Source organism: Nocardia sp. BMG111209 (assembly GCF_000381925.1).
GTDB lineage: Bacteria > Actinomycetota > Actinomycetes > Mycobacteriales > Mycobacteriaceae > Nocardia.
Window position 1 is genome coordinate 449,766 of record NZ_KB907309.1, and the last position, 15,460, is coordinate 465,225.

Consider the following 15,460-nt stretch of genomic DNA (forward strand, 5'->3'; position numbering starts at 1 on the left):
TCCGTTCATGATCGGACCAGCGAATTCGTGACAAAGTTCCGTACCCCGGGTCCAATTCCCCGCACGAAGCAGGTAAACTGCTACTCGTGCAAACCCGCCGAGAGCTGATGCTCACCCGACGCCGCACAGTTGATCTGTGCCGCCTCGGCGGCTGTTGCTGCCTGTGCCGCTAGCCGGTCGGCCCTTCGTCAACCTCTGTTGCCGACCGGTTCTGTTCTTCGCCGTGCGTACGAATCACGTACCCGAACCGGCACCGCCCGGCATCCGGAGAAAACTGGCCGACTTCCCAGCGCAGGAGCTTGCACCATGTCCGATGAAAACATTCTCGCCACCGATCGGCCGTTACCGCCCGCGGGGCAGGTCGACGTCCGCGGCCCTCGCTTCGCCGCCTGGGTGACCTCGGCCGTGCTGGTGCTGGTCCTGGTGGCGGCGGCCTTCGGTCCCACCGTGGCCGCCGTGCTGCTCGGCCTGCAGGCGGTGGTGTTCGCGCTCGGCGCGCTCCTCGGCCCGCGGCGCAGCCCCTACGGCCGGCTCTACGCCCTGATCGCGCCGCGCTTGCGGCCGGTCACGGAGACCGAGCCGGTGCCGCCGCTGCGGTTCGCCCAGCTGGTCGGTCTGATCTTCGCGGTACTCGGCTTCGTCGGGTTCGTCGCGGGCAGCGTCGTCTTCGGCGCGATCTTCACCGCGTTCGCCCTGTTCGCGGCGTTTCTCAACGCGGCCTTCGGCATCTGCCTGGGCTGCATGCTGTACCCCCTCGCATTGCGGGTACTCCCCGCTGCGAGCGATAACCCCGCCTAGCCTCCTGGCAAGTCACCTCTGAAAGGAACAACATGGCTCGCTCCGATGTCCTGGTCTCCGCAGACTGGGTCGAAGAGAACCTCAACGCCCCCGGCGTCGTCATCGTCGAGGTCGACGAGGACACCTCCGCCTACGACACGGGCCACATCGAGGGCGCCGTCCGGCTCGACTGGAAGAAGGATCTGCAGGACCAGATCCGTCGTGACTTCGTAAACCGGGAGCAGTTCTCCGATCTGCTGTCGGCCCGCGGAATCGGCAACGACGACGCCGTGGTGCTGTACGGCGGCAACAACAACTGGTTCGCCGCCTACGCCTACTGGTACTTCAAGCTGTACGGCCACCAGAACGTCAAGCTGCTCGACGGCGGCCGCAAGAAGTGGGAGCTCGACGGCCGCCCGCTGTCCCAGGACGGCGTGAACCGGCCGGCCACCACCTACAAGGCGGCCGAGCAGGATCTGTCCATCCGCGCCTTCCGCGACGAGGTCATCGCCGCCATCGGCACCAAGAACCTGGTCGACGTGCGTTCGCCCGACGAGTTCTCCGGCAAGATCCTGGCTCCCGCACACCTGCCGCAGGAGCAGAGCCAGCGTCCGGGCCATGTCCCCAGCGCGATCAACGTGCCGTGGAGCAAGGCCGCGAACGAGGACGGAACCTTCAAGTCGGATGCGGAGCTGGCGGACCTCTACGCCGAGGCCGGTCTGGACGGCGAGAAGGAGACCATCGCCTACTGCCGCATCGGTGAGCGCTCCTCGCACACCTGGTTCGTGCTGCAGGAGCTGTTGGGCCACAAGAACGTCAAGAACTACGACGGGAGCTGGACCGAGTACGGCTCCCTCGTCGGTGCACCGATCGAGTTGGGAGCGTAATAGACATGTGTGCAGCACCTACCCAGGGCCAGACCCTGCCCGCGAATGTCGACACCGAGAAGGAGACGGTCATCACCGGCCGTGTCCTGGACGCCGAGGGTAACCCCGTCGGCGGCGCGTTCGTTCGTCTGCTGGATTCCGGCGACGAGTTCACCGCGGAGGTAGTCGCCTCCGGCACCGGTGATTTCCGTTTCTTCGCCGCCCCCGGCACCTGGACCATCCGGGCGCTGTCGTCGGCCGGCAACGGCACGGCGCAGGTGAAGCCCGAGGGCGCCGGCATCCACAACGTGGACGTCTCCGTCGCCAAGTAGGTCGCCGCTTATCGTTCGGCAACCATGGGAACGGTCCCGGGAAATTTTCCCGGGGCCGTTCGCATGTCCGGGGCAGTGGGTGATTAGAATGCCAGACGTGGTCCTTGCCTTCGAGATTCTGCTGGTCCTCGTTTCCGTGCTGATCGCATGGTTCGGTCTGTACGTCCTCTACCGGCTGTTCACCGAGTCGTGAGCGACGCGGCGCACGAGCACGTCGAGAACGTAACGACGAACGGGACGGCGCCGAAAACCGCGGACGAGGACGATACGGCCCGCCGCAGTGGCGACGACGCGGCCCGCGGCAGCGTTGATGGCGCGGCCCCCCGCGGCGCCGAAGATACGGCCCGCCGCAGTGGCGACCGAGCCGTCATCGAGGCCGCCGATCGCGCCGAATCCACCGGAAGCCGCAACATTCCGCAGCTCCCGGATCTCCCGCTGCCCGACGATACGGCGAACCTGCGCCTGGGCCCGGATCTGAGTTCCGCGATGCTCGCACTGCTGCCGCTGGTCGGTGTGTGGCGCGGTGAGGGCGAGGGCAACGATCCCGAGCGCGGCGACTACCACTTCGGCCAGCAGATCATCGTGTCGCACGACGGCGGCGACTATCTGACCTGGAACGCGCGCTCCTGGGTGATCGACGCGGACGGCAGCTACGCCGGCCCCGATCTGCGCGAGAGCGGCTTCTGGCGGGTCGGCACCGACGGTGACGACGAGGTGATCGAACTGCTGCTCACGCACAGCTCCGGCATCGTCGAACTGTTCTACGGCCAGGCGCTCACCCAGTCGTCCTGGGAGCTGGCCACCGATGTCGTGATCCGCAGCCAGTCCGGCGCGGTGGTGGGCGGCGCCAAGCGCCTCTACGGCATCGTCGAGGGCGGCGATCTGGGCTACGTCGAGGAGCGGGTGGTCGCCGACGGCGTGCTCGAACCTCGCCTGTCGGCTCGGCTGCAACGCTACATCGGCTGAGCCACAATCGAATTCGTATCTCCGGCGCCCGCGTGGGTGCCGGAGCTGTTCTCCGGGACGAGCCCGGACAGGGAACAGCCCCCGAGCCGTATCGTGGAGGAGAACCTCGCACGATCCCGATCGGACCAATCGGGGGCTCGGGGGCCGGGTGACTGCCTGGGATTGGTTCGGCGTTCGCGCGAACGGAATCCGTCTTTGCAGCGGTGACGCCTAGCCGGCAGCCACCTCACGTGTCCTGGAATTACTCATTCTCGGAACCACCTCCTTTCCCGTGTAGAGATCAAGGTAGTCCGCGCTCAACGGATCGGCAACGCATTTTCGCGGAGCGCGGAATCCCTGGTCGGAGCCCTTTCCGCGCAGACGGACCGGACATGGACGACGCCACCCGCGGCCACGTCCAGCACGGTCTCGGCGCGGTGATCCGGCGGCAGCCGGTGGGTGACCACCACGACCGTGCGATCGGGTTCGACCAACCCGCTGGTCTCGTCGAGCAGTGCCCGCAGTAGATCCGCTCCCGCAACGGCTTCCAGATGTTCGGTCGGCTCGTCCAGCAGCAGCACCCGGGCCGGTGAGATCAGCGCGCGGGCCAGCAGGATGCGCCGCCGCTGACCGCCGGAGACCGCCGCCGCGCCCCCGACCAGGTCGGTGTCCAGACCGTCGGGCAGCCCGTCCAGCCAGGGCCCGGCACCGACCGCCCGCAACGCGGCCTCGGCCGCCGCGGGTGTCAGATCACCGCGGGCGACCCGCAGATTCTCCAGCACCGTGGTGCCGAACAGATGCGCGTCCTCGGCGAAGAAGGTGACCCCCGGCCGCGGCACGTCGAACAGCCCCGCCCAGGACATCAGCAGCGTGGTCTTACCGGCCCCGCTGGGTCCCACCACCGCGATCCGCCGACCGGCGGGCATGAGCGGAGAACCGTTGGGCGGCAGCGTGTTCCGAACCCGTTCGGCCGTCAAGATGCGCCGAATCGCCGCCCGGCCGTGGGTCAGCGCCTGCGCGGCGGCCGGCAGCACCGCCACCGCCTCGAACGCCGACAGCGGTAGCAGGACCAGCACGGCGAGGGCCATCGGCGTGATCCCGCCGGCCGGCGCCGGTTGCATCGGACCGGCTGGTGCGCCGGAACCACTGCCGTACAACATGATTCCGATCGCCAGCGCACCCAGCACGCTCGCCCCGATCGACAACGGCAGCGCCGCCGCCGCCCACGCGCCGCGCGCGGCCGCCCGGTCCTCGGCCGCCACCGCGCGCGCAGCGGCGTCGGTCGCGTCCCGCATCGCACCGCCGAGCCGACCGGCCACCCGCAGTTCCGGCGCATGATCGAGCACGGTGACCGCCGCCGTCGTGAACGCGATCCGATCCGCGCGCACCGCCGTCTCCGCCTCCCGGGCCGCCCGCGCCGACCACCAGGGTGCGAGCACACCCGCCACCACCAGCGCGACCGCGAGCACCCCCGCCGCGGCCACCGAAACGGTCCCCAGCGCCAGCACCGCCGCGACCGACAAGACGAACGCCACGGCGATCGGTACGACCGCCCGCACCACCACCGCCCCCAGATCGTCGATGTCGCGCCCGATCCGGGTGAGCAGGTCACCGCGCCGCAGTCGGGTCGGATCGTCCTCGGCCCGGCCACGCCGCAGACTCCAGACGTCCGCCGCCGCCAGCGCCGAGTAGACCCCCGCCCGAGCCCGCGTCATCGCGCGCAGCGCGGCATCGTGGGTCGCCAGCCGCTCCACATACCGGCACACGCCTCGCGAGATCCCCAGCGCTCGCACGATCACCACGGCCACGCTGAGCTCCAGCACATGCGGCATCTCCCACGCGCGCGCGATCAACCACGCGGCCAGCCCCGCCAGCCCCAGCCCACTCCCCAGCGCCAGCACACCCCACAGCACGGACACCGCGACCCGCCACCACGGCAACCCGGCCAGTTCCCGCATCCGCCGGAAATCTTTCAGCAGCAACGACATCGGACTACTCCCTCCTCCGCCGTCCCGACGGTTCCGCCGAGATCCCGATCCCGGCGAACGACGCGCAGCCGTAGGCGACCGGCGCCGTGACCGCGAGCAGGCCGATCACGTTCGGCCGGCCGGCCGCTCCGAGCGAACCGACCGCATCGAACGACACCCGGTACGAGCGACCCCTGCGGACGAGCTCCGGGTATGAGCGACTGCCTCTTCGGACCAGCGCGCCGTCGTGGAAGATCTGCTCGCCGGAGCTCGATAGGCGGGCGGCACGACGCCGAACAAGCGCGCTCATCCGATCAGCTCCACAGGTCTCAATGGCGTTGTGGCCGTGGACATCACGGTGATCACCTCGTCGGCAGCAGCGAGCACTGCCGGACGGTGACCGATCAGGACGACGGTCGCGCCGGCTCGGGCACGAGCGACGAGGGCGGCGAGCACCCGGGCCTCGGCGACCTCGTCGAGATGGGCGGTCGGCTCGTCGAGCAGCAGAATCGGGCGGTCCGCCACCAGGATTCGGGTGAGCACCAGTCGCTGCCGCTGCCCCAGTGAGAGTCCGGTGCCACCGGCGCCCACCACCGTGTCCCAGCGGTCGGGCAGGTCACCCAGCACGTCATCGAAACCCGTTGCCGCGCAAGCATCTTCCAGCTCGGCGCTCGGGATGGTGTCGAAGGTGCGGGTACCGAGCAGGTCGAGATTGTCCCGCAGGGTGCCGGGCAGCAGCACCGGACGTTGCGGGAGCCAGGCGATACGCTGCCACCAGCCGTCCGGGTCCAGATCGGCAACCGGGATGCCGTCCACCAGCACCTCGCCGCCGTCCGGGGTGACGAGGCCCGGAATCGCTTGCAGCGTGGTCGATTTGCCGCAGCCGTTGGGACCGGTGAACACGGTCACCGTACCGGGGCGCAGCATCGCCGACAGGCCGGCCGGGGCCAGACCGTCGCGGGCGGCGACGGACAGATCGCGGATCTCGACGATCGGGTGCGGAACGTCGAGCCCACGAGTACCGGGCACGATCCGGGCCGGATCCTCGAGCACCCCGAAAGCCTTGTCCGCGGCCGCCATTCCGTCCTGAGCGGCGTGGAAGCGTTCACCGACGGCCCGCAGCGGCAGATACACCTCGGGTGCCAGAACGAGGGCGAGCAGTCCGGCATACAGGCTCATATGGCCGTAGACCAGCCGCATCCCGATCGAGACGGCGACCAACGCGACACACAGCGTGGCCAGCAGTTCCAGCACCATCGACGACAGGAACGCCACCCGCAGCGCCGCCATCGTGCGTTCCCGCAGCGTGACACCGAGGGCGGACACCCGGTGCCGCATCGTCGTGGCGGAAACCGCATCGGCGATCTCTTCGGCCGCGCCGCGCCCCGGTGCGGCGGCCGAATCCGCTGCCGCACCGGCTGTTTCGCGGCCGAGGGCGCGCAGTGTCGGCAGGCCGGCGAACAGGTCCAGCAGTTGGCCGGACAGCCGGGTGGCCGCCGCCAGTGTCGCGGCGGAGCGGCCCTGGGTCATCCGGCCGATCAGGATCATGAAGATCGGGATCAGGGGGAGGGTGACCGCGATGATGCCACCGGACACCGGATCGTGGTACAGGATCACCGCCAGCACGCTCGGCGGCACCAGCACCGCGAGCAACAGGGCCGGGAGGTAGCCGCTGAAGTACGGTCGCAGCCCGGCCAGCCCGTCGGCGACCACGACGGCCAGTTCGGTTCGGCGCGACTCCAATTCGCGGGGCGGGAGTGCGGCGGCGGCCGCGAGGACGGCGGTCTCCAGTTCGGCGACCACCCGCGCCCCCGCGCGGTGGGCCAGCCGGGACTGCCACCACGTCGCCACCACCCGGCACAGCACCGCACCGGCGAAGACCAGCAGCGCGGTGCGCCAGGACGCGATGTCACGCCGGGCCGGATCGGTGACGACGCCCGCGAGCACCCCGGCCAGCGCGATCGCCGCGACCACGATGCCGGCCGTGGTCACCAGCGAGAGTGCCACGGCGACAACGAGATAGCGGCGGGCCGAACGAGCGTGCCGCCACAGGCGCGGATCCACGGGTGCGGCCATCGGACTACACCTCGGCGCTCTTGGCATGCCGGCCGTAGACGACCTGCTCGAGCGGCAGACCGGTCGGCGCCGGGATCTGGTCCAGGGTGATCCGCTTGCGGAACACCCAGTACGTCCAGCCCTGGTAGATCAGCACCACGGGGGTCATGACCGCCGCCACCCAGCTCATCACCACCAGCGTGTAGTGGGTGGAGGAGGCGGCGACGGTGGCGTGGCCGTCGATCGCGCGGCCGTCGACGGTCAGCCCGTAGGCCGGATCCAGGGTCGAGGGCAGCACATGCGGGAACAGGGCGCCGAACAGCAGCGTCACCGCGGCCACGATGGTGATCGCGGTGCCGGTGAAGGCCCAGCCGTCGCGGCGGACGAGTACGGCCACACCCGCGAGCAGCAGTCCGGCCACCGCGATGCCCAGCGGCGCCCAGGTCCAGCCGGTGCCGTGGGACAGCTGCGTCCAGATCCCGAACACGGCGACCACGACCGCGGTCGGCAGCAACAGCACCCGCGCCGTCCGGTCGGCCGAATCCCGGATCTCCCCACCGGTTTTCAGGCCGATGAAGACCGCGCCGTGCAGCGCGAACAGCAGTGCCGTGGTCAGCGCGCCGAGCAGGGCATAGGGCCCGAGCAGCGGCAGCAGGCCGCCCTCCATCTGCCGATGCGCGTTCAGCCGCACCCCGTGCACGATGTTCGCGAACGCCAGGCCCCAGCCGATCGCGGGCACCCACGAGCCGAATCCGATCGCGACATCGCACCAGAGCCGCCAGCGCGGATCGTCGATCTTGCCGCGGTATTCGATCGCGCAGGCCCGCACGATCAGCGCCACCAGGATCAGCAACAGCGCGAGGTACATCCCGGAGAACAGGCTGGCGTACCACTCCGGGAAGGCGGCGAACATCGCGCCGCCCGCGGTCAGCAGCCACACCTCGTTGCCGTCCCAGACCGGGCCGATGGTGTTGAGCAGCGCGCGGCGGCGGGTGTCGTCGCCGCGGCCGAGGATCGGCATCAGCATGCCCACCCCGAAGTCGAAGCCCTCCAGCACGAAATAGCCGGTGAACAGGACGCCGATCAGCAAGAACCAGAATTCCGGCAGACTCATCACAGCTCCTCAGTAGGCGAACGAAAGCTTCTCGACGGCAACGTCGTTCGCGTCGGCCTCGGCAACGGCCTTCACGGGTTCCGGTCCCGCGTACGCGTAGCGGCGCATCAGGTAGAACCACACCACCGCGAGCGCCCCGTACAGCAGGGTGAAGACGATCAGCGAGGTGAGCACGGTGCCGGCCGACAGTCCGGAGACGCCCTGTTGCACGGTCATCCGGATGTGCGCGTCGCCGGTCGGATTGGGCGCGACCACCCAGGGCTGGCGGCCCATCTCGGTGAACACCCAGCCCGCGCTGTTGGCGAGGAACGGCGTCACCACCGCGAACGCGCCGAGCCACGGCCACCAGCGCTGCCGCGGCATCCGGCCGCGCCACAGTGCCCAGAACGCCGCCAGTACCAGCAGCGCCGGACCGGCCAGGAAGCCGATCATGGCCCGGAAACTCCAGTAGGTGACGAACAGGTTCGGCCGGTAGTCACCGGGCCCGAACTTCTGGTTGTAGGCGGCCTGCAGATCCTTCACACCCTCGAGCCGCACTCCGGAGAATTTGCTCTCGGCCAGGTAGGGCAGCACATACGGCACCTCGATGAGGTGGGTGACGCTGTCGCAGTTGTTGTGGGTGCCGATGGTCAGCACCGAGAATTTCGGGTCGAGCTGGGAGTGGCACAACGATTCCGCCGAGGCCATCTTCATCGGCTGCTGCTGGAACATCAGCTTGCCCTGCGTATCGCCGGTGAAGAACAGCACGACCGCCGAGACGATCACCACCCAGACCCCCAGCCAGGCGGCCGGCCGCCACATCGCGTTCGCGGCCGCGCCGCGACCGGCCCGCGCCTCACGACCGAGCCACCAGATCGCGATCGCGGCGACGAACGACCCCGCGACGATATAGGCGCCGGCGACGATGTGCGGATAGGCCGCCAGCGTGGTCGGATTCGTCAGCACCTTCGCGATGCTGTGCAGTTCCGCGCGGCCGGTCGCGGGGTTGTACTCGGCGCCGACCGGATGCTGCATGAACGAGTTCGCCGCGACGATGAAGTACGCGGAGGCGGCGGTGCCGATCGCCACCAGCCAGATGCAGCCCAGGTGGACGAGTTTCGGCAACCGGGTCCAGCCGAACAGCCACAGCCCGAGGAAGGTCGACTCCAGGAAGAAGGCGACCAGCGCCTCCATCGCCAGCGGCGCGCCGAACACGTCGCCGACGAACCGCGAGTACTCGCTCCAGGCCATCCCGAACTGGAATTCCTGCACGATGCCGGTCGCGACACCGATGGCGAAGTTGATCAGGAACAGCTTCCCGAAGAATTTGGTCAGGCGCACCCAGGCGTCGTTACCGGTCGCGACCCACACCGTTTCCATGACGGCGATCAGACCGGCCAGCCCGATCGTCAGCGGCACGAAGATGAAGTGGTAGACGGTCGTGATCCCGAACTGCCAGCGCGCGACATCGACGACATTCATGCGGCCTCCTGCCGTACTACGACGTGTCGTAGTAAAGGCTACGCAGGATCGGCCGCCGGGCAACGAGTCTTGGGTCACGACACTCCGGTGCACCACCGGAGCTTTTTTCCACGACCGGAGTCCGGCCGATCACTTCCAGTCGGTCAGGCTCCACAGCTTGGAGATCCCGCGATCCACCAGCTCCGGAATCTCGGCGGCCCGCTCCGGCGCCGACATGCGCAGCCCGTCCAGCGACGACACGCGCGCGGCGAGGGTGACGCTGGACAACAGCCACACGCTGTCGGCGGTGATGAGATCCGCCACGAAGCACGGCTCGTAGCGGCAGTCCCAGCCCGCCTTCCCGGCCTCCGCGTACAGCGCGCGCTGGGTGATCCCCGGCAGCACGCCGTTGCGCACCGGCGGGGTGATCAGCTTGTCGTCGCGCTGGATGACCACGGTGGACCGCGGCCCCTCCAGCACCCGATGCTCCGGGCTGGTGAAGATGACGTCGTCGGCATGGTTGCGCGCGGCGAAGCGCAGCGCGGCCATATTGGTGGCGTAGGAGAGGGTCTTGGCGCCGAGCAGCAGCCAGGGCGCGGTGGGTGCGAGCTCGATCGAGGTGCCGCGCGCCAGGGTGATCACCGAAATCCCTTCGGCGCGAGCCTTGTTCACCCGTTCGGGCACCGGCACCACGAGAACGTAGGAGGTGCCGGAGTCGCGCCCCGGATGCGGATCGGTGTCGCGGCCGCGGGTGAACACGAGGCGCAGGGTGCCCTCGCGCTCGCTGCCCCACTCCTTCGCCGCGATCTCGACCGCGCGACGCCACCGCCCGAGATCGGGTTCGGGTAGGTCCAGCGCCTCCGCGGAACGGCGCAAACGAGCCAGATGTAATTCCAGCGCGCAGGCCTTGCCGTCCCGGAGCAGCACTGTCTCGAAGATGCCGTCGCCGCGTAGCAGCCCGATATCGTCGGCATAGAGCAACGGCTCGTCCAGGTCTCTGATCGTGCCATCGAGAGTCACCAGAACTCGATCCACCATGCGTGGAAGCCTAGGCCAACAGGCCGTTCCGCGACGGGCTACCGAACCTTCGGTACACATTTCGGCCATCGAAACCTATGCTGTGTCAATTAATGTGCCACGACACCCCCGAATCCCGGGGGCACCTCCCGGCCACGATCACCGTTCCTCCCGGCCACGATCGGGGGACCACGGCACTGTCGATCTTCCCACCCCGGCGGAGGTGGCCCGGCCGAAGTTCGAGGTTTCCCATACAGTGGTTGGTGTGACCGACGTTCTTCCGACCAGCCCACTGCTGCAGGAGCGGGGAGCAGTCGCCGGTCCGCCCGGCTCCCCCGACACGGCGGTGGCCTGGCATTACGGCGATCCGTTCGGTGAACAGCGCGCCGCCGCGCAGCGGGTGGCGATCGTGGACCGGTCACACCGGTTCGTGCTCACCATCACCGGCCGCGAGCGGCTGTCCTGGCTGCACACCATCTCCAGCCAGGCCGTCGCCGATCTCGCCGACGGGCGATCCGCCGAGAATCTCGACCTCGATCTCAACGGCCGGGTGCTGAACCACTTCGTCCTCACCGATCTCGGTGACACGGCGTGGATCGACACCGAGGGCGAACGCGGTCCGGAGCTGCTGGACTTCCTGCGCAAGATGGTGTTCTGGGCCGATGCGCGACCGGAGGCGGCCCCCGGCCACGCGGTGTTGAGCCTGCTCGGGCCGCGGGTGCCCGATCTCGCCGCCGCCCTGGGGGTGGAGACGCTGCCCGACGTCTACGGTGCGGTGCGGCTCGGTGATCGCGACGGTTTCCTGCGCCGGATGCCCTGGCCCACCGAGGATTCCTACGATCTCGTCGTCCCGCGCGCCGAACTCGCCGACTGGTGGTCCCGGCTGACCACCGCGGGCGCCGAACCGGCCGGGATGTGGACCTACGAGGCCCTGCGGGTGGCGGCCCTGCGCCCGCGCCTCGGGATCGATACCGACGACCGGACCATCCCGCACGAGGCCCGCTGGATCGGCGATATCGCCGAACGCGGCGCCGTACACCTGAACAAGGGCTGCTACCGCGGCCAGGAGACGGTGGCCCGGGTGCAGAACCTCGGCAAACCGCCACGCCACCTGGTGATGCTGCATCTGGACGGCTCCGCCGACGCGCGTCCGTCCGTCGGCGATCCGGTCACCGCGGGCGGCCGCACGGTCGGCCGGCTGGGCACGGTGATCGATCACCACGAATTCGGCCCGATCGCCCTGGCCCTGGTCAAGCGCACCGTACCGGCCGATACCCAGCTCCTCGTGGGCCCGATGGCGGCGGCGATCGACCCGGATTCGATGCCCGTCGACGACGAACCGCAGGCGGGCCGGCTGGCCGTGGAGAGGCTCCGGGGCCGATGATCGCCGGCAGCGGGCGGGTGCTCGCGGTCTGCGTCGTACACGCCGAGGTCGAACTGCCGCACACGATCGGCCGGGTCGGCCGCACCGCCATCGACAAGCGGCCGGTCAGCGGGCGGGTGCACGCTCGCGCGCTCGGCCTCGACGGCGACCATGTCTGCAATACCGAATATCACGGCGGTATCGATCAGGCCGTGTACGCGTACGCCGAGGAGGATGCCGACGCCTGGAGCCGGGAACTCGGCCGCCCGCTGCCGGCCGGCTGGTTCGGCGAGAATCTGCGCATCACCGGCCTGCCGGTCAGCGACGCCGTCATCGGGGAACGCTGGCTGATCGGCGACGCGGTCCTCGAGGTGTCGGCGCCGCGAGTGCCGTGTGCGACCTTCCAGCACTGGGCCGACGAACAACACTGGGTCAAACGCTTCACCCTGCGCGCGAACACCGGCGCCTATCTGCGGGTGCGCACCGAGGGCACGGTCGGCGCGGGCGACGAGGTCCGGGTGGATCATGTTCCGGCACACGGGGTCACGGTGCGCGACCTGTTCACCGGCGCCGATCCGGATCGGCTGCGGCTGCTGCTGACCGCGGAACCGACGGTGTCCGACGACGTCCGGATGCAGGTGGATCGGCACGCGCGGCGCGCGGCGGCCGCGAACGACCGTGCGCGGCACCGGAATCCGGCCGCCGTCGCGGAAGGCACCGCGTGAGCGTCGAACTGGTCGAGGTCGTCCGATCCGGCTTCCGGGAGTGCGTGCACCGCGGCTCACTGGTGATCCTAGACCCGGACGGCGAGCCGGCCGTCGCGCTCGGCGAGGTACACCTGCCGATCTACCCCCGCTCGACCAATAAGCCGATGCAGGCGATCACCTTGCTGCGCAACGGTTTCGAGCCGATCGACGAGGCCGAGACGGCGATCGCGACCGCCTCGCACCACGGCGAACCCGACCACATCGCGCTGGTCCGGCGGCTGCTGGACCGCTTCGGCCTGACCGAGGACCGGCTCGCGTGCCCGCCGGATCTGCCGTATGCGGAGCGGGCCCGCGCCGAGGTGCTGGCCGGGCACGATCCGGCCGAGGCGGCCCGCAGCATCTACATGAACTGTTCGGGTAAACATGCCGCCATGCTCGCGACCTGCCTGATCAACGGGTGGCCGACCACCGGATATCCGGATCCCGCACATCCGTTGCAGCAGGCCGTGACCGCCACGATCGCCGACCTCACCGGTGAGCCGGAGACCGACCTCGGCATCGATGGCTGCGGCCTGCCCATCGTGCCGGTCTCGCTGACCAATCTGGCCCGCGCCTACGCCGAGATCGCGACTGCGACACCGGGTTCGCCGGAACGGCGGGTCGCGGACGCCGTCCGCGCGCATCCGCGAGTGATTTCCGGCACGGACGGCCCCGATCTGCTGACCATGCGGGCAACTCCGGGGCTGCTGTGCAAGATCGGCGCCGACGGTGTGCACGCCGGCGCGCTGCCGGACGGCCGCGCCTTCGCCTACAAGATCGATGACGGTCACGACCGGGCCCGAATGCCGCTGACGCAGGCGATTCTGCACCACATGGGGGTCGACTGGACCGACGCGCACGCCGAATTGGCGGCCCCGCCGGTACTCGGTGGCGGTGCACGGGTGGGTGTGGTGCGGGCAATTCCGGGTCTGCTGTAACCGGGTTTTCCACAGGCGACAACCGGGCAAACTCTCCCGGTTCGGGCGTCTTCCGCCACTCCTGGAAGCGCGACCGCCACACACACGCTAGAGTGTCTGTCAGGAAGAGTATTAATTCGAACGGGGCCGCCAACCACCCCAGGCCGCCCCGCAGTGACGCGAGGGGGTCAGCCATGGGCCGTGGCCGGGCTAAGGCAAAGCAGACCAAGGTCGCACGCGAGCTGAAGTACAGCTCGCCGTCGACCGACTTCGCGAGCCTTCAGCGCGAGCTGTCGGGAGGTCCCCACGACCTGTCGGGACATTCCCACGACTCGCAGCGCAGTGGTGTGCTTTCCGACGAGCACGACGCGGATGTTCCGCGGTCGCGCTGGGAGGAAGACGAGGACTACGACGACTGGCGTCGCTGACCCGAATCGACGCACTGACGGGGGAGGCCTCAGGAGCCTTCCCCTTCGTTTGTCGATGTGAGGCCCGCGCACCGGCCGGCTGGTCCCCCACCACCGGGCTTGCGACAGCACCGATATCCCGATGATCGTGGTCGGGACGTCGGTGCTCTTTGCTGTTCGATTCGACTCACGGCCCGATCGGATGCCGTGAAACGAAAAACCCGCTTCCGGATTGCCGGAAGCGGGTTTTCGTTGTCGAACAGGATGATTCGGCCGAATCAGAACCGCGGATGCTCGCCGCGCAGGGTCACCCGATCGGCGTCGTGGTCCTTGGCCTTCTTCACCGAACCCAGGGCCCAGCAGTCGATGTGCCGGGCGGTCAGGATCGCGAGGGCCCGGTCCGCGTCCTCGGGCGCCACGACGGCCACCATGCCGACGCCCATGTTGAACGTCTTCTCCATCTCGGCGCGCTCGATCCGGCCGCGCTGGGCGATCAGCTTGAACACCGGCGCCGGATTCCAGGTGTCGCGATCGAGTTCCGCGACCATACCCGCGGGCAGCACCCGGGCCAGGTTGCCGGCCAGCCCGCCACCGGTGACGTGCGCGAAGGTGCGCACCTCGGTCTCGGCGACCAGCGCCAGGCAGTCCTTGGCGTAGATCCGGGTCGGTTCCAGCAGCTCCTCGCCGAGGGTGCGGCCGAATTCCTCGACATGCCCGGTCAGCGACATGTGATCGATCTCCAGCAGCACCCGGCGGGCCAGGCTGTAGCCGTTGGAGTGCAGGCCCGAGGAACCCATCGCGATGACCACGTCGCCGGGGCGCACCCGGTCCGGGCCGAGCACGGCGTCGGCCTCCACCACACCGACGCCGGTGGCGGAGATGTCGTAGTCGTCGTGGCCCATCAGGCCCGGATGCTCGGCGGTCTCGCCGCCCAGTAGCGCGCAACCGGCCCGGATGCAGCCCTCGGCGATGCCGGAGACGATGCTCGCGACCCGCTCCGGCACGACCTTGCCGACGGCGATGTAGTCCTGCAGGAACAGCGGCTCGGCGCCGCACACGACGAGATCGTCCACCACCATGGCGACCAGATCGAGGCCGACGGTGTCGTGCTTGTCCAGCGCCTGCGCCACCGCGAGCTTGGTGCCCACCCCGTCGGTGGAGGCCGCGATCAGCGGCTCGCGGTAGCCGCCCTTGAGCGCGAACAGGCCGGCGAAACCGCCGAGCCCACCCTGTACCTCCGGCCGGCTCGCCTTCTTCGCCAGCGGCGCGAACAGCTCCACGGCGCGGTCACCGGCCTCGATGTCGACTCCGGCCGCGGCGTAGGAGGCAGCACCGGCTCCACTCGGGGTCTGCTCAGTCATTTTCGGGGAAAGCTCCAAACCGAATCGGCGGATAGATGCCTGAACACGCTACCGGAGTCGGATAACGAGACCGCACCGGTCTCGAGTTCTCCGCTTGACAAATCCGCGGAGGAACGGCATCCGTGCGGTCACGGCCGATCCCGCCATTGACGT

Annotated in this window: 14 protein-coding genes; 8 read left to right on the plus strand and 6 right to left on the minus strand. The window is 69.4% G+C overall.

Translation table 11 applies throughout. From position 1 onward, the window contains the following. Nucleotides 1-306: 306 nt before the first annotated feature. The 4 genes from G361_RS0133150 (at nucleotide 307) to G361_RS0133170 (ending at nucleotide 2,941) form a co-directional block, all read left to right on the plus strand. Nucleotides 307-798, plus strand: coding sequence for a DUF4395 domain-containing protein (locus G361_RS0133150; protein WP_019931442.1), 492 nt, complete (start codon nucleotides 307-309; stop codon nucleotides 796-798). Between the two features lie 32 nt (nucleotides 799-830). Next, on the plus strand, nucleotides 831-1,664 hold the full coding sequence (locus G361_RS0133155) for a sulfurtransferase (RefSeq protein WP_019931443.1): 834 nt from the start codon (nucleotides 831-833) through the stop codon (nucleotides 1,662-1,664). Nucleotides 1,665-1,669: 5 nt separating this feature from the next. After that, complete coding sequence (locus G361_RS0133160; protein ID WP_019931444.1) at nucleotides 1,670-1,975, plus strand: DUF1416 domain-containing protein; 306 nt, start codon at nucleotides 1,670-1,672, stop codon at nucleotides 1,973-1,975. 189 nt (nucleotides 1,976-2,164) lie between these two features. Further along, complete coding sequence (locus G361_RS0133170; RefSeq protein WP_019931446.1) at nucleotides 2,165-2,941, plus strand: FABP family protein; 777 nt, start codon at nucleotides 2,165-2,167, stop codon at nucleotides 2,939-2,941. A gap of 296 nt (nucleotides 2,942-3,237) precedes the next feature. Here the strand turns inward: G361_RS0133170 and G361_RS0133175 are convergent, their stop codons facing one another. The 5 genes from G361_RS0133175 to G361_RS0133200 form a co-directional block, all read right to left on the minus strand. Next, entirely contained in the window at nucleotides 3,238-4,908 is a 1,671-nt protein-coding gene (locus tag G361_RS0133175) for an ATP-binding cassette domain-containing protein (protein ID WP_019931447.1), read from the minus strand. Between the two features lie 285 nt (nucleotides 4,909-5,193). After that, a complete protein-coding gene (locus G361_RS0133185) occupies nucleotides 5,194-6,963 on the minus strand; it encodes an ABC transporter ATP-binding protein/permease (protein WP_036496165.1) in 1,770 nt (589 codons plus the stop codon). Between the two features lie 4 nt (nucleotides 6,964-6,967). Continuing rightward, nucleotides 6,968-8,056: a cytochrome d ubiquinol oxidase subunit II gene (gene cydB, locus G361_RS0133190; protein ID WP_019931450.1), complete on the minus strand. Its 1,089-nt coding sequence runs from the start codon at nucleotides 8,054-8,056 to the stop codon at nucleotides 6,968-6,970. Between the two features lie 9 nt (nucleotides 8,057-8,065). Beyond that, nucleotides 8,066-9,517: a cytochrome ubiquinol oxidase subunit I gene (locus tag G361_RS0133195; protein WP_019931451.1), complete on the minus strand. Its 1,452-nt coding sequence runs from the start codon at nucleotides 9,515-9,517 to the stop codon at nucleotides 8,066-8,068. 129 nt (nucleotides 9,518-9,646) lie between these two features. Next, nucleotides 9,647-10,534, minus strand: a complete 888-nt coding sequence (locus tag G361_RS0133200; protein WP_019931452.1) for an aminodeoxychorismate lyase — start codon at nucleotides 10,532-10,534, stop codon at nucleotides 9,647-9,649. A 244-nt stretch (nucleotides 10,535-10,778) separates the two neighbouring features. Here G361_RS0133200 and G361_RS0133205 point away from each other — a divergent pair, with 244 nt between their 5' ends. The 4 genes from G361_RS0133205 to G361_RS0133220 all read left to right on the plus strand — a co-directional run bounded on the left by G361_RS0133205 (nucleotide 10,779) and on the right by G361_RS0133220 (nucleotide 13,967). Then, entirely contained in the window at nucleotides 10,779-11,897 is a 1,119-nt protein-coding gene (locus G361_RS0133205) for a folate-binding protein YgfZ (RefSeq protein ID WP_019931453.1), read from the plus strand. Then, nucleotides 11,894-12,601, plus strand: coding sequence for an MOSC domain-containing protein (locus G361_RS0133210; RefSeq protein ID WP_019931454.1), 708 nt, complete (start codon nucleotides 11,894-11,896; stop codon nucleotides 12,599-12,601). Before G361_RS0133205 ends, G361_RS0133210 begins: the two co-directional genes overlap by 4 nt. Continuing rightward, a complete protein-coding gene (locus G361_RS0133215) occupies nucleotides 12,598-13,560 on the plus strand; it encodes an asparaginase (protein WP_019931455.1) in 963 nt (320 codons plus the stop codon). Before G361_RS0133210 ends, G361_RS0133215 begins: the two co-directional genes overlap by 4 nt. Nucleotides 13,561-13,733: 173 nt before the next feature. After that, on the plus strand, nucleotides 13,734-13,967 hold the full coding sequence (locus G361_RS0133220; protein WP_019931456.1) for a DUF3073 domain-containing protein: 234 nt from the start codon (nucleotides 13,734-13,736) through the stop codon (nucleotides 13,965-13,967). 257 nt (nucleotides 13,968-14,224) lie between these two features. Here G361_RS0133220 and purM read toward each other — a convergent pair whose 3' ends face one another. After that, entirely contained in the window at nucleotides 14,225-15,307 is a 1,083-nt protein-coding gene (purM, locus tag G361_RS0133225; protein WP_019931457.1) for a phosphoribosylformylglycinamidine cyclo-ligase, read from the minus strand. Between the last annotated feature and the right edge of the window lie 153 nt (nucleotides 15,308-15,460).